Origin of the sequence: Methylobacterium sp. Leaf88, from assembly GCF_001422795.1 — a bacterium.
In the GTDB taxonomy this organism is placed as follows: domain Bacteria; phylum Pseudomonadota; class Alphaproteobacteria; order Rhizobiales; family Beijerinckiaceae; genus Methylobacterium.
This window is the reverse complement of record NZ_LMMK01000045.1, coordinates 427,003-442,332: the sequence shown is the minus strand read 5'-3', so window position 1 is coordinate 442,332 and position 15,330 is coordinate 427,003. Positions and strand designations below refer to the sequence as shown.

The window sequence follows — 15,330 nt, the reverse complement described above, 5'->3', positions numbered from 1 at the left end:
GCGGTGTGTGGCCGAAAAGGCCCAGGGCTTCAACCGAGGCACGAACGTCAAAGCAGGGTTCGGGCCAAGGCGGGGGCGCCTTCGCATCGGCGAGGGCGAGAAAAAGCGTAAGCGCGATAAGGAATTAGACGAACGGAGAGCGATCCTGCCCGGCAGCGCGCCTCAAGTGACAGACAAAAAATTCTGTCACTTAGCCTCAGAGGGTACCGGTCCGCAGCACCTTCTGGATCGCGAGAATCACGGCGCCGAGGCGGGCTTCCACGAGGTCGCGCGGCAGGTCGGCATCGTGCTGAATCGCCAGCGGATGGGTGAAGCGGTAGCTGGCGTCGAAGATGTGGGCGATGGCCCGCTCGCGGTCGCGGGCGATGAAGGCGCCGGCCCCGATCCCTTCCTCGACAACCCGCTCGACCAGGCTGCGCAGCCGGACTCGGTGACGCCGGGCGATGGGCCGGGCGCCCACGGTGGCATCGAGATGGACGGCGAAGAGATTCGGCTCGTGAACCAGGGTCTCGCGCTGGACGCTGGCCAGGGCGGTGAGCAGGCGTTCGATCTTGTCGTCGGCCGGGTCCGGCGCATCGGCGATGCGGGCGAGTTCCGCCTCGACGTCGCGCAGCCAGCGCCCCGCCACGGCATCGAGGAGCGCGTCCTTCGACGGGAAGTAGCGGTAGACGTTGGCATGCGTCATGCCCGCTTCGGCGGCGACGGCCACCACGGTGACCCGCTTGGGACCGAGGCGCCGCAGGTGCTCCGTGGCGACGGCGAGCAGCCGCGCATCGACGGCCAGGGGAGCCGCAGCCCGCGGTGCCGGACGCGCGACGCGCGGCACCGTGATGCGGACGGTGCCCTCCGGGGCTTTCCGGTCGTCCGAAGGTTCGCTTCCCCGGCTCTCGCCGAGGTCGATCTCGTGCCCGAAGGCGAAGGGCGGGCCGGGCGGCTGCATCAAATCGGACACCGGGGCTCGTGGATGGACAGGACGGACCCTCCTGGGCGGAGCCGCTTCGCGAGAAGCGGATTTTCCCCCCGGATCGTCCAACGAGGCCAAGATCAATGACAGCACCAGCCCCGCTGTAACGCCCCTTTAACGACTCAGAACCGGTTCTTCCAGGCCCTCAGTGCGGCAAAGACAACCGACGGGTGGGTGCCGGGGGCCAGATCCACGCTTTGAGCGAGACTCGGCTCGCCGGCGCGCAGGAACGGATTGGTCGCGCGCTCGGCCCCCAGGGTGGTGGGAATCAGGAAGCGGCCCTCCGCCCTGGCACGCTCGGCCTCGGCGGCCCGGACGGCGAGGGCGGCGTTGCCGGGCTCGGCCGCCAGCGCGAAGCGCGCATTGGAGAGCACGTAGTCGTGGCCGCTGTAGACCTGCGTCTCGTCGGGCAGCGGCAGGAAGCGCTCCAGGGAGCGCCACAGGGTGGCGGGCTCCGCCTCCATCACCCGGCCGCAGCCGAGGGTGAACAGGGTGTCGCCGGCAAAGACCGCGCCCGCTTCCTCGAACCAGTAGGTGATATGGTCGGCGCAGTGCCCCGGCGTCTCCCAGACCCGCGCCGTGAGGTCGCCGACCCGGACCACGTCGCCCTCCGCGACCGTGGCGTCGACCTCCGGCACGGCGTCACCGGCCTTCAGGGGCGCCGTCACCCGCGCGCCGGTGCGGCGCTTCACCTCCGGGATGCCCTCCACGTGGTCGGCATGCCGATGCGTGACGAGGATGTCGGTGAGGGTCCAGCCGGTCTCGTCGAGGGCCGCCAGCACGGGGCCGGCCTCGGGCACGTCGATGGCGGCGCAGGCGCCGGTGGCGGGATCATGGATCAGGACCCCGATATTGTCGCTGCGGCACAGGAAGGTGCGGATCTCGGGCTTCGGGGCGGTCATGGGGCTTCCTTCCGGACGGGGAATGGCCGCGCCGGCGCGGCGCGCGGCGGACCATCGCTGCGGCACACGAAGATGGGTGCGGGCGGAGACAGGTCCAGGGGCCGTTTCCCCCGGCCTTCCCGGGCCTTCCGCCGATCCGGGCTTGTCGGGCCGGGCGTCGGCCCCCATTGATGCGGGTGAGCCTTTCTCGTCGCGCGTCTCCGAGCCGACCCCGACCCGAGCCGCGCGATCGTACCGAAACCCGAGCCATGCGCCTCGACGTCACCGATCTGCGCGCCTTTTATGCGAGCCCCCTCGGGGGGGTGACGCATCGCATCGTGGCGCGCGCGATCCACGGCTTCCTCGGCTCGGTCTCCGGCCTGCGTGTCCTCGGGCTCGGCTACGCCACGCCCTATCTCGGCCCCGTCCACGTCATCGCCGAACGGACGCTGGCCTTCATGCCGGCGACGCAGGGGGTGGTGAACTGGCCCGGCAGCGGCCGCTCCTGCTCGGCGCTGGCCGACCCGACCATGATGCCCCTGCCGGAGGCGGCCGTGGACCGGGTGATCCTCGTCCATGCGCTGGAATCCGTCGAGAGCCCGACAGAACTCCTGCAGGACGTCTGGCGGGTGCTGACGCCGGGCGGGCGCATGATCCTGGTGGTGCCGAACCGCCGGGGCGTCTGGGCCCGGCGCGACGCGACCCCCTTCGGGCATGGCCAGCCCTACAGCCGCTCGCAACTCGCCCGGCTGATGCGCACCACCCAGTTCTCTCCCGAGGGCTGGGCCGAGACTCTCTACATGCCCCCGGTGGAGAACCGGCTGCTGCTGCGCACGGCCGGGGCCTGGGAACGGATGGGCACGAGCCTGTCGCTGCCCTTCGCCGGGCTGCACGTGGTCGACGCCACCAAGCAGCTCTACCGCCCCGTCGCCGTGCGCCGGGTGCGCAAGGTGGCCCGCCTCGCACCGGCCCGCGTGCTGGTGCCCGCCCCCTCACCGGGCTGAGCGGATGCTGAGTCTGATTGCGCCCGAGGCGGCGCTGCAGAGCTTCGTGCTCGCCTTCTCCTCGCTGTTCTCCATCGTGAACCCGGTCGGCTCGTCGCTGATCTTCGCGCAGGTGACCGCCCTGAACTCCCATGCCGAGCGCCTGGAGCTCGCCAGGCGCATCGGCTTCTACGCCGCCCTGATCATGCTCTCGACGCTCTGGGCCGGTGCGCCGATCCTGAACTTCTTCGGCGTCTCCCTGGCCGCTCTGCGCATCGCCGGGGGCCTCGTGGTGGCGGCCTCGGCCTGGACCCTCCTGACGGCGCCCGAGGCGCGGGAGGCACGCAAGCAGGCGGAGGCGACCCGGGAACCGGCCGGGAACTCGGCCGGGAACTCGGCCGGGAACTTGGCCGAGATCGCGTTCTTTCCCCTGACCCTGCCCTTCACCACCGGACCCGGCACCATCGCGGTGGCGATCGCGCTGGGCTCCAACCGCCCGGCACCGGGCCCCGACCGGATCGGCTTCTACGTGGGCATGTCCCTGGCAGCGCTCGCCATCGCCGTGCTCGTGCGCTTCACCTACGGCTCGGCCGACCGGGTGGTGACCTGGATCGGCCCCGTCGGCGCGCGGGTGCTCGGGCGCCTCTTCGCCTTCCTGCTCCTCTGCGTCGGCACCCAGATCACCGTGAACGGCGTCACGGACGTGCTCGGCCCCCTGCTGGCGCAGGCGGGGCGCTGATCCTTGTCGGGTCCGGCCGGAGGCTGTACCGCAACGCGGACGCGCCCGTTGGCGACACGCTCTGGAGGCTGAGGACGATGCGGCTCGTGGTGGTCGGCGCCGACGGGCGCATGGGGCGGATGCTGATCCGCGCGGTGGCGGAGACCGAGGGCTGCACCCTGTCGGGCGCCATCGAGCGCGCGGGCTCCCCCGCGCTGGGGCAGGATGCCGGCACGCTCGCGGGCTTGGCGCCCCTCGGCGTCGCGGTGACGGACGATCCGCTGCCGATCTTCGCGGCGGCCGAGGGCGTCCTCGACTTCACGGCGCCCGCCGCCACCACCTTCTTCGCCGAGCTCGCCGCGCAGGCCCGCATCGTCCACGTGGTCGGCACCACGGGCCTGCAGGAGGCCGATCTCGCCAAGCTCGCGGCGGCCGCCCACCATGCCCGCATCGTGCGCTCGGGCAACATGTCCCTCGGGGTCAACCTCGTCGCCGGCCTCGTGCGCCGGATGGCGGCGGCCCTCGGGGAGGATTTCGACATCGAGATCGTCGAGATGCACCACCGCATGAAGGTCGACGCCCCCTCCGGCACCGCCCTCCTCCTCGGGGAGGCCGCGGCGGAGGGGCGTGGGGTCGCGCTCGCCGACACCCGGGTCTCCACCCGCGACGGACACACCGGCCCGCGCCGGCCCGGCGACATCGGCTTCGCCACCCTGCGCGGCGGCACGGTGGTGGGCGACCACAGCGTGGTCTTCGCCGGCCCGGGCGAGCGGATCACCGTCGGCCACCACGCCGAGGACCGGGCGATCTTCGCCCGCGGCGCCGTGCGGGCCGCGCTCTGGGCCTTCGCCAAGCCGCCCGGCCTCTACGGGATGGACGACGTCCTCGGGCTTTAGGAGACCTTCGGGCTTCAGAGACAGGCGGACTTCAGGACGGTCTCCCGGTGTCAGACGTCTCCGGGCTTTCCGACGGAGCCCACACCCGGCGGAGACGTTTCGTCATCTGCCGTTCAGACTCACGCGCGCATGAGCCGCCCGATGCGCGCTCGCTGCGCTGCAACATCGCCCTTCGCCCGTGCCTCCGCCGAGGCCGTGCCCTCTCAAAGACCAAGAGGATCATCGCCCGATGGATCGCCTTCTCGTCCTCGCTCGCCATGGCCAGAGCGAATGGAACCTCAAGAAGCTGTTCACGGGCTGGCGTGATCCCGAGCTGACGGATCTCGGCGTCGAGGAAGCCCGCAATGCCGGGCGCTGGCTCAAGGAGCAGGGCTACGGCTTCGACGTGGCCTTCACCTCCAACCTGAAGCGCGCCCAGCGCACCTGCGCGCTGATCCTGGAGGAGATGGACCTCGAGGGGGTCGAGACGATCCGCAACGAGGCGCTGAACGAGCGCGATTACGGGGACCTCTCCGGCCTCAACAAGGACGACGCCCGCGAGCGCTGGGGCGACGCCCAGGTGCACCAGTGGCGCCGGTCCTACGACGTGCCGCCGCCCGGCGGCGAGAGCCTGAAGGACACCGCTGCGCGCGTCCTGCCCTACTACATCCAGTTCATCCTGCCCCGCGTCATGGCGGGCGAGCGCGTGCTGGTGGCGGCCCACGGCAACTCCCTGCGCGCCCTGGTGATGGTGCTCGACGGCATGACCACGAAGACCATCGCCAGCCTCGAGATCGCCACCGGCATCCCGCTCGTCTACCAGCTCAAGGCCGACACCACGGTGGAGAGCAAGACGGTGCTGGAGCACGACATCGACCACAAGGTCTGACCGCGGCACCGATGGCGTCCCGTGATCCGGCCGGGATCGTCCTCGTTCCCGGCCTGCTCCATTGGCCGGGCTACCTCGACGCGGCGGCGCAGGCGCGCCTCGCCGCCGAACTCGCGACGGCGCTGCGGGTCGCCCCGCCCTACACGCCGCGGATGCCCCGCACCGACCGGCCCTTCTCGGTGCGGATGTCGAATTGCGGCCCCCTCGGCTGGGTGTCCGACCGGGCGGGCTACCGCTACCAGCCGCACCATCCCGTGACGGAGACCCCCTGGCCGGACATCCCGCCCACGGCGCGGGCCGCCTGGGACGCCCTGTCGGGGTATGGCGCTCCGCCCGAGGCCTGCCTCGTCAACCTGTACGAGGCCGACGCCCGCATGGGCCTGCACCAGGACCGGGACGAGGACGCCCTCGACGCGCCCGTCCTCTCGCTCTCGCTGGGTGCCACCGCCCTGTTCCGCTACGGCGGCCTCCGGCGGTCGGACCCGACCCGCTCGGTGCGCCTCCGGGCCGGTGACGCGCTCGTGATCGGCGGGCCCGCACGGCTGATCCATCACGGAATCGACCGCCTCGTCGCGGAGGCCCCGGACCTGCTCCAGGGCACCGCCCCCGGACCGCTGCCGGATTTCCTCATGCCGGGCGGACGCTGCAACCTGACCCTGCGACGCGTGACGCGGCCCTCGGGCGCTTGACAGCGGCGGGGTGTTGAGTCGACCCATCGGGTCAGCCTCAGCGCCGGCTGCCCCGCAAGGGGCGACCCGGCGGACCTGCCCGGTGCGAGACCGGGGCCTTGCGGAGAATCGATTCGATGCGTCTGCGTAACCTCGTTCGTCCGGTTTCCCTCCTGGTCCTCGCCCTGGGACTGGCCGCGCCGGCGTTGGCGGCGGATCCGGTCTTCCCGCCGAGTTCGCGCTTCGGCTTCGATCCGCCCTCCGACATGGTCTCCTCCAAGCGCTTCTCGGGCCTGGAGCGGCTGGAGGGCGGCGCGACGGTCTCGGTGGTGGAGTTGCCGGCCAACGCCTTCGCCGACCTCGAAACCAACTTCACCGACGCCAACCTGAAGGCCCAGGGCTTCATCGTCAGCAGCCGGCAGGCCATCAAGGTGGCGGGCGACGTCGACGCGGTGCTGTTCACGGGTGAGCAGCCGGCGGTGGAAGCGGCCGGGACCCCGGCGATCAAGAAGTGGATGCTCCTCGTCGGCGATCCGACCGTGACCGGCATCATCATCGCGCAGGCGACGCCCGATGCCGAGACCGAGGAGACCATGAAGCGGCTGCTGACCGGCATCCACATCCGGCCGGCGCTGACCCTGGAGCAGCAGGTCGCCGCCCTGCCCTTCCGCATCGGCAACGACGCCGGCTTTCGTCCGGTGCGCGTCCTCGCCGGCAATTCGGTGCTGCTGACGCAGGGCACGAAGGACGAGATGCTCGGCCTGGAGCAGCCGATCCTGGTTCTGGCCCAGGCGGTGCAGCCGCCGCCGGCCACCGAGCAGCGCGACGCCTTCGCGCGCGCCGCGCTCTACTCGAACCAGACGATGAAGGACTTCGTGATCGAGCGGGCCCAGAGCTACCGCCAGAACGGCGTCGACTGGCACGAGATCGTGGCGCGTGCGGTGGACACGGCGTCCGGCACGCCGGTGGTCATCTCGCAGACGATCCGCTTCGCGCCGGACGGCTACCTGCGCGCCGTCGGCGTCGTGAAGGCCGAGAAGCGCGAGGGTGTGCTGGCGAAGTTCCGCGAGGTCGTGGACAGCGTGCAACTGCGGTAGGGGCGACCGTTCGACCCGGTCGCAGGGTCCTTCTCCCCTCCGCGGGAGTAAGGTGGCCCGCGAAGCGGGTCGGATGAGGGAAGCGACGGTGCCGGCGAGGGTTTCCCCTCTCCCGCCTGCTGCGCAGGCACTCTCCCCCGCAGAGGGGGGAGGGTCGCAGGCGCCCCGCTCAGGCGGCGTCACCAGGGTTGGCGGCGGCCGGCTTCGGGCCGCCCTTGGCCACCCCCACCAGCGCCGGGCGCAGGACGCGGTCGCCGATGATGTAGCCGGCCTGCATGACCTGCACGACCGTGCCGGCGGGAACCTCCGGGTCGGGCACCTCGAACATGGCCTGGTGGCGGTTGGGGTCGAAGCGCTGGCCCTTCGGCTCGATCAGCTTGACGCCGTGCCGCTCCAGGGTCTTGGCGAGATCGCGCTCGGTGAGCTCGATCCCGTCGATCAAGGCCTTGAAGGCGCCGTCGGCGCTCGCTCGGTCCGCTTCGGGAATGCTCTCGAGGGCCCGCCGGATGTTGTCGGCGGAATTCAGGAGATCGCGGGCGAAGTTGGTCACCGCGTAGGCGCGGGCATCGGCAACCTCGCGCTCGGTGCGCCGACGCAGGTTCTCCATCTCGGCCAGGGTGCGCAGCACCCGGTCCTTCAGCTCGTCGCGCTCGGCCACGAGGGAGGCCAGCGCATCGGCCTGCATCGCCTCGCCGGATCCGGCGGACTCGGCCTGCGCGGCCCCTGGGGTCTCCTCGACCGCCTGGGCCGGGTCGCGCCGCTCATCGTGCATGTCGTTCGCCATCATGTGGTTTCGTCAGAGACTATCTGTGTCGGGGTTGGCGCTGATATCAGGCGGTGACGCGCTGAAATCAAGCGCGCGGCGCCGTCCGGCCCCACTCAAGCCTCGCGCGGAGGCGGCGAGTCGATCAGCGCATCGAGTCCCTCGGCCCGGAGGGCGGCCACGTCGCTGGCGAAGACTTCCATCACGGCCGTCCGAATCGCCACCTGGCGGTCGGGCTGGGTCACCCGGGTGCCGGTGAGGTCGGTGACGTAGAACACGTCCACCGCCCGCTCACCGAAGGTCGCCACGTGGGCTGAGGTGATGTTGAGGCTGAGCCGGCTGAGCGCCGTGGTCAGCTCGTAGAGCAGGCCCGGGCGATCGAGGCCGGTGATCTCGATCACGGTCTCGCGGCTCGACAGGGCATTGTCGATCGCCATGTCGGGCGGAACCAGGAAGGTCCGCGCCCGCTCGCTCGGCGGGTGCTTGTCGGCCACGAGGTCGGCGATGCGGATCTCGCCGCGCAGCGCCTTCTCGATCGCGGCGGTGATGCGGCCGGCCCGGCGCAGCTCGTCCTCGTCCCGCTCGAAGGCGCGCGAGATGAAGATCGAATCGAGGGCGAAGCCATCCGTGGTGGTGAAGATCTGCGCGTCGACGATGTTGCCCCCCGAGGCCGCGCAGGCCCCGGTGACGATGGCGAGCAGGCGCGGATGATCCGGCGAGTAGATCGTCAGCTCGGTGACGCCGCGGACCGGGTCGGTCTCCGTGGCGGTGGCCACCGTCCGCCCCTCGGCCGTCAGCGCCTTGACGAAGCCCGCGTGCTTGTACTGGCGGGTGGTGTCGACCTTCAGCCAGTAGGCCTGGTTGTGCCGCGCCGCGTAGGCGTCGAACAGCTCGGCCTGCCAGTCGCTGAGCTGCTCGCGCAGGGCCATCTGGATCAGGCGCACCCGGTCGGTGCGCGCGATCTCGGAATGGCCGCCGGACAGCACCACCTCGGTCTCGTCGTAGAGGGTGCGGATCAGGGTGCCCTTCCAGGCGGTCCAGACGCCGGGCCCCACGGCCTTGATGTCGGCCACCGTCAGGATGGTGAGGAGCTTCAGGCGCTCCAGGGTCTGCACCACGCCGGCGAACTTCTCGATGGTCTTCGGGTCCGAGAGGTCGCGGCTCTGGGCGGTCATCGACATCAGCAGGTGATGCTCCACCAGCCAGGCCATCAGTTCGGTCTCGGCCGGCGTCAGGCCGAAGCGCGGCCCGAGCTTCTCCGCGATGGCGGCGCCCGCGATGGAATGGTCCTCCGGCCGGCCCTTGGCGATGTCGTGCAGCAGTACCGTGACGTAGAGGGCGCGCCGGTTGCTGATCGTGTTGATCAGGCGGGTGGCGAGGGGATGCTCCTCCTCGGTGCGCCCGGACTCGATGGCCGAGAGCACCCCGATGGCGCGCAGCAGGTGCTCGTCCACCGTGAAGTGATGGTACATGTTGAACTGCATCATCGCGACGATGCGGCCGAAATCCGGGATGAAGCGGCCGAGCACGCCGGCCTCGTTCATCAGCCGCAGGATGGTCTCGGGCGAGTTCTTCGAGGTCAGGATGTCGAGGAAGAGCCGGTTGGCCTCCTCGTCCGCCCGCAGGGAATGGCCGATCAGGCGCAGGGAGCGGTTGGCCGCCCGGGTGGCGTCGGGGTGGATCGGCAGGTTGTGCCGGTCGGCGAGCCAGAACAGCCGGATCAGGTTCACGGGGTCTCGGCTGAAGGCGTCCGGGTCGCGCAGGTTGATGCGGCCGTGATCGTCGACGAAGTCCTCCGCCTCGATGGCGGTGGCGCGGAAGCGGTCGCGGAACCGGCCGATCCAGCGGTCGAGCACCGGGGTGCGCTTGGCGTGGCGCGCCTCCAGCGCCGCGCAGACGATGGCGGTGAGGTCCCCGACCTCCTTGGCGATCAGGAAATACGCTTTCATGAAGCGCTCGACGCCGGAGAGCCCGCCGCGCGGCTCGTAGCCGAAGCGCTCGGCGATCTTCGGCTGCAGGCCGAAGGACAGGCGTTCCTCGGCCCGGCCGGTGACGAAGTGCATGTGGCAGCGCACCCGCCACAGGAGCTCGTCGCAGCGCTCGAACACCCGGTACTCCTCCGGCGTGAAGAGGCCGGCGGCCACGAGCTCGCTCTGGTCGCGGACCCGGTAGGTGTACTTGGCGATCCAGAACAGGGTGTTGAGGTCGCGCAGGCCTCCCTTGCCGTCCTTCACGTTGGGCTCGACGAGGTAGCGCGAGGCGCCCGCCTTCGAGACCCGCGCGTCGCGTTCGCGCAGCTTCGCCTCGACGAATTCCGGTGCGGTCCACATCACCAGCTCGGTGTCGAAGCGGGTGACGAGCTCCTCGAACAGGGCGCGGGTGCCGAACAGGTAGCGCGCCTCGAGGAGCGAGGTCCGGATGGTCATGTCGGCCCGGCCCTCGCGCAGGCACTCCTCCACCGAGCGGGTGGCGTGGCCGACCTTCAGCTTGAGGTCCCACAGCACGTAGAGCATCGCCTCGACGACGCTCTCGGACCAGGCCGTCTGCTTGTAGGGCAGCAGGAACAGGAGATCGATGTCCGAGCCCGGGGCCATGGTGCCCCGGCCGTAGCCGCCGGTGGCCACCACGGCGAGCTGCTCCCCGGTGGAGGGATTGTCGTTCGGATAGAGCCGCCACACCACCGCGTCGTGGATGGTCCGGATCACCGCGTCGGTGAGCCGGCTCAGGCGCTGGGCGCAGGCGATGCCGTCGCGCTCCTCCAGGAGCCGCGCCTCGGCATCGGCGCGCCCGAGCTCGATCACCCGGCGCAGCTCCGGCACGAGGACCGCCCGCAGGCGCGTCGCCTCGCGGGCGTCGCGGTCCAGGTTCTCGAGGATGTCGTGGAGGGCGGCGACGGCGTCGAACATGGCCAACCCCGTTAGCATGTTGGCGGAATGACGCCAGCGGCATCACCGCGCGGGCACCGCACGGCTGCGGGATCGCGGCGCAGTTTCGATCTGCTTCCCGCGCCGTCGCGGCGTCCTGCGTTCCCGCGCGCGGCGATCCGTCGGGCCACGGTTGCGCCGTAAGCCGGCGCTAGCGTCGCGTCGTTTCCCGCCCGACCCCCACCGCTCTGCGCACCTCAGCATTCACGAAGGCTCCCGATGCGTTCGATCCTGCGTCCGATGTCCGCCCGCCCCGCCCGGGCCCTCGTCGTCACGGCCGGCCTGCTCCCGGCCCTCGCCGCGCCGGCCTGGGCGGCCTCCTTCGAGTTCGTGCCGGCCCCCCAGATCGACCTCAACCGGGTCTATCGCGTCGACAAGGTCACGGGCGAGGTGACCTCCTGCCAGTACGGCCTGCGCGAGGGCGCGGTGGGCAGCGTCGGCGTCACCGTCTGCTACGGCGCCGGCGAGGGCGCGAGCGCCCAGGCCCCGTCGGAATACGGCCTGGTCGCCTCCCGCCACACCCGCGAGGCGGGGGTGTTCCGGGTCAATTACCGCACCGGCGAGATGAGCATCTGCTACGTGCAGCTGCAGAAGGAAGCGGTGGTCTGCACCGCGCAGGCGAACCCGGCGAGCCCGGGGGCCGACGAGGCCCCCGCCACCGGCGCCGCCCCGGGCCGGGTGGGCCCGAGCGCCACGCCGCCCCAGAGCGCCCGTCCCTGACCGCGCCCTGACCCGATCGCCGCCCCCGACACGCCGCGTTGGACCCTCCGGCCCGGCGTGCTAGGGGCACCGGGCGCGTCCGCCGGCCGGTGGCTCGCCCCGTTCGATTCGCCCCTCGCCCGATTCGCCCTTCGCCCGAGCCGTTCCATGCCGCACGCCCGCCCCTTCCCAGCCGCCGGAGCCGTCGCGTGAGCGGGCCGGATCTGCGCCGCGCGGCGGCCGAGGTCGCGGTCGGGTTGGTCACGCCCGGGATGCGGCTGGGGATCGGGACCGGGTCCACCGCCAACGTCTTCGTCGAGCTTCTGGGCGCCCGCGTCCGGGCCGGCCTCGACGTCGTCGGCGTGCCCACCTCCGAGGCGACCCGGGTCGCGGCCGAGGCCGCCGGCATCCGCCTCGCCACCCTGGAAGCGCTGCCCGAACTCGACCTGACCATCGACGGCGCCGACGAGATCGACGGAGCGATGCGCCTCGTGAAGGGCGGCGGCGGCGCGCTGCTCCGCGAGAAGATCGTCGCCTTCGCCAGCCACCGGATGGTGGTGATCGCGGATGCCGCCAAGCGCGTCGAGACCCTCGGGGCGTTTCCCCTGCCGATCGAGGTCAACGCCTTCGGCCTCGGCGCCACCCGCCGGGCCGTGGCCGCCGCCCTGCGGGCGAGCGGCTGCACCGGCGAGCTCGTCCTGCGGGCCCGGGACGGCGCGCCCTTCGTCACCGATGGCGGCCACCACATCCTCGACGCCCATCTCGGACGCATCCCGGACCCCGAGGCCTTGTCGGGTGCCCTCTGGGCCGTGCCGGGCGTCGTCGAGCACGGCCTGTTCCTCGGCCTCGCCACCGGAGCCATCCTGGCCGAGGCACGGGGCGGGCAGGCGGTGGTGAGCCGGCTCGGAATCGTCTGAGGGCGATCGCCCCCATCCCTCCCCTTTCCGTCTTCCCCTTCGCCGAACCCCTCCCGGAGCGTCCGCCATGTCCCGCCGCCTCGCCGCCCTGGCCGCCCTCGTCCTCGCCAGCGCCCCCCTGGGCGCCCTGGCCCCAGTGCACGCCCAAGCCCCGGCTCAGAAGCCGCCGGCGGCCAAGCCCGGCGCCAAGCCGCCCGCCGCGCCGGCGCCGAGCACCCCCGCCGCGCAGACGCCGGCCTACTCGGCCAACCACCTGGCCCTCGCCCGCGAGGTCATGCTGAATTCCGGCATCGCCCGCTCGTTCGACTCGATCATCCCGGCCTTCAGCGACCGCATCCGCCAGGGCGCCGTGACCCGGCCCGAGATCACCAAGGACCTCGATACGGTGCTGGCCTCCCTCGAGCCCGAGATGGAGCTGCAGAAGCAGGCGATGATCGAGACCGCCGCCCGGATCTACGCCTCGCGCCTGTCCGAGGCCGAGCTGAACGAGATCGCGACCTTCTTCCGCTCGCCCGCCGGCAAGCGCTACGTCGAGACCCAGCCGCAGGTGCTCGACGAGATGGTCCAGGCGATGCAGACCTGGACCCAGGACGTCTCGGAATACATCATGGTCCGGGTGCGCGCCGAGATGGCCAAGAAGGGCCACCAGCTGCAGTAGCGGGCTTCAGGGCCTCGGGCGGCGCGCGGCCCGGCTTCAGGCCGCCGCCGCTTCGACGCGGTTCCGGCCGGTGCTCTTGGCCCGGTACAGGGCGAGGTCGGCCCGCTTGAGCATGTCGGCCGGCCCGGCATCCTCCGCCCGGCGCCAGGCCACGCCGATGGAGACGGTCACCGGAACGGTGCGGGTGTCGCGCTGGATGGAGAACGGCACCGCCTCGATCCGCTCGCGGATGCGCTCGGCGATGGCGTAGGCCCCCTCGGCCTCGGCATCCGGCAGGATGATGACGATCTCCTCGCCGCCGTAGCGGGCCACGATGTCGATGCCGCGCGTATGGGTGCGGATGCGCTCGGCGAAGGCCTTGAGGACCTCGTCGCCAGCCTCGTGGCCGTAGGTGTCGTTGATCGACTTGAAGCGGTCGATGTCGAGCATCAGCGCCGCCACCGGACGGTTGCGCAGGGCCGCCTCGCCGAACAGCGCGCCGAGATGGCTGTCGAGGTAGCGCCGGTTGTGCAGGCCCGTGAGGCCGTCGGTGACCGCGAGTTCCATCGAGGCCTGGACGGCGCCCCGCAGGGCCTCCGAGAAGCGGCGGCGGCGCACTTGCGTGCGCACCCGGGCCACGAGCTCGTTCCGGTCCACGGGCCGCATCAGGTAGTCGTGCACGCCGAATTCCAGGCCCCGGATCACCCGGGCGCGGTCGTGCTCCTCGGCGATCATCATCACGGGCATCAGGCGGGTGCGGTCGAGGGAGCGCAGCTGGCTGCACAGGCGCAGGCCGTCGAAGCCCTGGATGTCGAGGCTGACCAGGGTCAGGTCGAACGTGCCCTCCGCCGCCAGCACCAGGGCCTTGTGCGGGTCGGGCTCGACCGTGAGCGTGTGGTGCTGGCCCAGGGCCGCCGCGAGGCGGTCTGCCGAGCCGGGGCGGTCCTCCACGAGGAGGATCGAGGCGTTGAGGCCGGTCTCGGCGGCGGCGAGGGCGAGGGGGTCGCCGATCCCGAAATCCCGCGAGGCCATGGCGCGGGAGCGCAGCTCGTCCGTCACCGCCTTGAGGCGCACGAGGCTGCGCACGCGGGCGAACAGGGCCGTGTCGTCGATGGGCTTCGTCAGGAAGTCGTCGGCGCCCGCATCGAGCCCGCGCAGGCGGTCGGAGGGCTGGTCGAGCGCGGTGACCATCACGACGGGCAGGTGGGCCGTGTTGGGGTTGCTCTTGAGCCGGCGGCAGACCTCGAACCCGTCCATGCCGGGCATCATCACGTCGAGGAGGACGAGGTCGCAGAGACCCTTCTCGCAGATCGTCAGGGCGTCGGGGCCGTTCATCGCCGCCAGAACGTCGAAGTATTCCATGGAGAGCTTCGTCTCCAGGAGCTTCACGTTCGGAAAGAGATCATCGACGATCAGGATTCGGGCCGACATCGGTCCTCGCGCAGGGTCGTACTACGGGCCATCGGGAAGGCTATGAGCGAGGTGGGCGAGTCAGGCGGTCCTGGCGTCGCCGAGATACTGGCGGACGGTGGCGAGGAACTTCGCCACCGAGATCGGTTTCGACAGGTAGGCTTCGCAGCCGCCCTCGCGGATGCGCTCTTCGTCGCCCTTCATGGCGAAGGCCGTGATCGCGATCACCGGGATGGCCTTGAGGTCGTCGTCCTCCTTGAGCCACTTCGTGACTTCGAGGCCGGAGACCTCGGGAAGCTGGATGTCCATGAGGATCAGGTCGGGGCGATGCGCCCGCGCGAGCTCGATCGCCTCGATGCCGTTGGCCGTCTTGAGCGTCGCGTAGCCATGGCCCTCCAACAGGTCGTTGAAGAGCTTCATATTGAGTTCGTTGTCCTCAACGATGAGCACGGTCTTCTTCATGGCCCGTTGTTCCCGGTGCGTGGACGGCCCATTGTCGTTCGACGCATGCCCCGCCTCAGGAGATTTAGCGGATACATGTTGACGAAACGCAAACCCAATGGCGGAGACGACTCCGCCGAGGGCGTGGCCCTGGCGGCCCTCGCCTGGATGGCCACCGACGACGAGCGCCTGTTCGCCTTCCTCAATGCCACCGGGGCGACGCCCGAGACCCTGCGGGCCAGTGCACAGGATCCCGGCTTCCTGGCCGGCATCCTCGATCATATCATGGGTGACGAGGCGACGCTCCTCGCCTGCGCCGAGGCCCTCGACACCAAGCCCGAGCGCATCGCCGCCGCCTGGCGCCGCCTCGGCCCGCCGGACTTCGACGACGGCCTGTAGGCAGGGCCACGCAGCCGGATATCCCCGCGGGATTGCCCTCCGAGGCTCGCCCCGTCCCCTGCCCC

16 protein-coding genes are annotated in these 15,330 nt (G+C 71.3%); 10 read left to right on the top strand and 6 right to left on the bottom strand.

What is annotated here, in order from left to right; all coding sequences use genetic code 11:
• Positions 1 to 196: 196 nt before the first annotated feature.
• Together ASF20_RS18590 and gloB are read right to left on the bottom strand one after the other, a co-directional pair.
• Positions 197 to 826 (bottom strand): TetR family transcriptional regulator, encoded by a 630-nt coding sequence (locus ASF20_RS18590; protein ID WP_338011819.1) that lies wholly within the window; start codon positions 824 to 826, stop codon positions 197 to 199.
• A gap of 260 nt (positions 827 to 1,086) precedes the next feature.
• Positions 1,087 to 1,866, bottom strand: coding sequence for a hydroxyacylglutathione hydrolase (gene gloB / locus ASF20_RS18585; RefSeq protein ID WP_056276563.1), 780 nt, complete (start codon positions 1,864 to 1,866; stop codon positions 1,087 to 1,089).
• Positions 1,867 to 2,114: 248 nt separating this feature from the next.
• On the opposite strand from gloB, the gene ASF20_RS18580 reads away from it, so the two are divergent.
• The 6 genes from ASF20_RS18580 to ASF20_RS18555 all read left to right on the top strand — a co-directional run bounded on the left by ASF20_RS18580 (position 2,115) and on the right by ASF20_RS18555 (position 7,075).
• Positions 2,115 to 2,849 (top strand): class I SAM-dependent methyltransferase, encoded by a 735-nt coding sequence (locus tag ASF20_RS18580; RefSeq protein WP_056218206.1) that lies wholly within the window; start codon positions 2,115 to 2,117, stop codon positions 2,847 to 2,849.
• A gap of 4 nt (positions 2,850 to 2,853) precedes the next feature.
• The gene (locus ASF20_RS18575) at positions 2,854 to 3,567 is read left to right on the top strand and encodes a MarC family protein (RefSeq protein ID WP_056276559.1); all 714 of its coding nucleotides are present in this window, start codon (positions 2,854 to 2,856) and stop codon (positions 3,565 to 3,567) included.
• A 77-nt stretch (positions 3,568 to 3,644) separates the two neighbouring features.
• Positions 3,645 to 4,442, top strand: coding sequence for a 4-hydroxy-tetrahydrodipicolinate reductase (gene dapB / locus ASF20_RS18570; protein WP_056276556.1), 798 nt, complete (start codon positions 3,645 to 3,647; stop codon positions 4,440 to 4,442).
• 229 nt (positions 4,443 to 4,671) lie between these two features.
• Positions 4,672 to 5,310, top strand: a complete 639-nt coding sequence (locus ASF20_RS18565; protein WP_056218219.1) for a 2,3-bisphosphoglycerate-dependent phosphoglycerate mutase — start codon at positions 4,672 to 4,674, stop codon at positions 5,308 to 5,310.
• 11 nt (positions 5,311 to 5,321) lie between these two features.
• Positions 5,322 to 5,999, top strand: coding sequence for an alpha-ketoglutarate-dependent dioxygenase AlkB (locus ASF20_RS18560; protein ID WP_056276553.1), 678 nt, complete (start codon positions 5,322 to 5,324; stop codon positions 5,997 to 5,999).
• Between the two features lie 116 nt (positions 6,000 to 6,115).
• Positions 6,116 to 7,075 carry a hypothetical protein gene (locus ASF20_RS18555; RefSeq protein ID WP_056218226.1) on the top strand — a complete coding sequence of 320 codons (960 nt, stop codon included), beginning with the start codon at positions 6,116 to 6,118 and terminating at the stop codon, positions 7,073 to 7,075.
• 169 nt (positions 7,076 to 7,244) lie between these two features.
• On the opposite strand, the gene grpE is transcribed toward ASF20_RS18555, so the two are convergent.
• Entirely contained in the window at positions 7,245 to 7,862 is a 618-nt protein-coding gene (grpE, locus tag ASF20_RS18550) for a nucleotide exchange factor GrpE (RefSeq protein ID WP_056218229.1), read from the bottom strand.
• A 92-nt stretch (positions 7,863 to 7,954) separates the two neighbouring features.
• Entirely contained in the window at positions 7,955 to 10,744 is a 2,790-nt protein-coding gene (locus ASF20_RS18545; RefSeq protein ID WP_056219367.1) for a [protein-PII] uridylyltransferase, read from the bottom strand.
• A 258-nt stretch (positions 10,745 to 11,002) separates the two neighbouring features.
• Here ASF20_RS18545 and ASF20_RS18540 point away from each other — a divergent pair, with 258 nt between their 5' ends.
• The 3 genes from ASF20_RS18540 to ASF20_RS18530 all read left to right on the top strand — a co-directional run bounded on the left by ASF20_RS18540 (position 11,003) and on the right by ASF20_RS18530 (position 13,036).
• Complete coding sequence (locus ASF20_RS18540; RefSeq protein ID WP_156394231.1) at positions 11,003 to 11,482, top strand: hypothetical protein; 480 nt, start codon at positions 11,003 to 11,005, stop codon at positions 11,480 to 11,482.
• A gap of 188 nt (positions 11,483 to 11,670) precedes the next feature.
• Positions 11,671 to 12,378, top strand: coding sequence for a ribose-5-phosphate isomerase RpiA (gene rpiA / locus ASF20_RS18535; protein ID WP_056276550.1), 708 nt, complete (start codon positions 11,671 to 11,673; stop codon positions 12,376 to 12,378).
• A gap of 67 nt (positions 12,379 to 12,445) precedes the next feature.
• Positions 12,446 to 13,036 carry a DUF2059 domain-containing protein gene (locus ASF20_RS18530; RefSeq protein ID WP_056218234.1) on the top strand — a complete coding sequence of 197 codons (591 nt, stop codon included), beginning with the start codon at positions 12,446 to 12,448 and terminating at the stop codon, positions 13,034 to 13,036.
• A gap of 36 nt (positions 13,037 to 13,072) precedes the next feature.
• On the opposite strand, the gene ASF20_RS18525 is transcribed toward ASF20_RS18530, so the two are convergent.
• Positions 13,073 to 14,446 carry a PleD family two-component system response regulator gene (locus tag ASF20_RS18525; RefSeq protein WP_056218237.1) on the bottom strand — a complete coding sequence of 458 codons (1,374 nt, stop codon included), beginning with the start codon at positions 14,444 to 14,446 and terminating at the stop codon, positions 13,073 to 13,075.
• A gap of 60 nt (positions 14,447 to 14,506) precedes the next feature.
• The gene (locus ASF20_RS18520) at positions 14,507 to 14,887 is read right to left on the bottom strand and encodes a response regulator (protein ID WP_055946254.1); all 381 of its coding nucleotides are present in this window, start codon (positions 14,885 to 14,887) and stop codon (positions 14,507 to 14,509) included.
• A 75-nt stretch (positions 14,888 to 14,962) separates the two neighbouring features.
• Between ASF20_RS18520 and ASF20_RS18515 the strand changes: the two genes are divergently transcribed.
• A complete protein-coding gene (locus ASF20_RS18515) occupies positions 14,963 to 15,265 on the top strand; it encodes a DUF3572 domain-containing protein (RefSeq protein WP_056218239.1) in 303 nt (100 codons plus the stop codon).
• Positions 15,266 to 15,330: the final 65 nt, after the last annotated feature.

Coding starts and splice junctions, on each gene's coding strand:
- gloB (WP_056276563.1), bottom strand. CDS start 1,866: ATGACCGCCCCGAAGCCCGAGATCCGCACCTTCCTGTGCCGCAGCGAC.
- ASF20_RS18580 (WP_056218206.1), top strand. CDS start 2,115: ATGCGCCTCGACGTCACCGATCTGCGCGCCTTTTATGCGAGCCCCCTC.
- ASF20_RS18575 (WP_056276559.1), top strand. CDS start 2,854: ATGCTGAGTCTGATTGCGCCCGAGGCGGCGCTGCAGAGCTTCGTGCTC.
- dapB (WP_056276556.1), top strand. CDS start 3,645: ATGCGGCTCGTGGTGGTCGGCGCCGACGGGCGCATGGGGCGGATGCTG.
- ASF20_RS18565 (WP_056218219.1), top strand. CDS start 4,672: ATGGATCGCCTTCTCGTCCTCGCTCGCCATGGCCAGAGCGAATGGAAC.
- ASF20_RS18560 (WP_056276553.1), top strand. CDS start 5,322: ATGGCGTCCCGTGATCCGGCCGGGATCGTCCTCGTTCCCGGCCTGCTC.
- ASF20_RS18555 (WP_056218226.1), top strand. CDS start 6,116: ATGCGTCTGCGTAACCTCGTTCGTCCGGTTTCCCTCCTGGTCCTCGCC.
- grpE (WP_056218229.1), bottom strand. CDS start 7,862: ATGATGGCGAACGACATGCACGATGAGCGGCGCGACCCGGCCCAGGCG.
- ASF20_RS18545 (WP_056219367.1), bottom strand. CDS start 10,744: ATGTTCGACGCCGTCGCCGCCCTCCACGACATCCTCGAGAACCTGGAC.
- ASF20_RS18540 (WP_156394231.1), top strand. CDS start 11,003: ATGTCCGCCCGCCCCGCCCGGGCCCTCGTCGTCACGGCCGGCCTGCTC.
- ASF20_RS18530 (WP_056218234.1), top strand. CDS start 12,446: ATGTCCCGCCGCCTCGCCGCCCTGGCCGCCCTCGTCCTCGCCAGCGCC.
- ASF20_RS18525 (WP_056218237.1), bottom strand. CDS start 14,446: ATGTCGGCCCGAATCCTGATCGTCGATGATCTCTTTCCGAACGTGAAG.
- ASF20_RS18520 (WP_055946254.1), bottom strand. CDS start 14,887: ATGAAGAAGACCGTGCTCATCGTTGAGGACAACGAACTCAATATGAAG.
- ASF20_RS18515 (WP_056218239.1), top strand. CDS start 14,963: ATGTTGACGAAACGCAAACCCAATGGCGGAGACGACTCCGCCGAGGGC.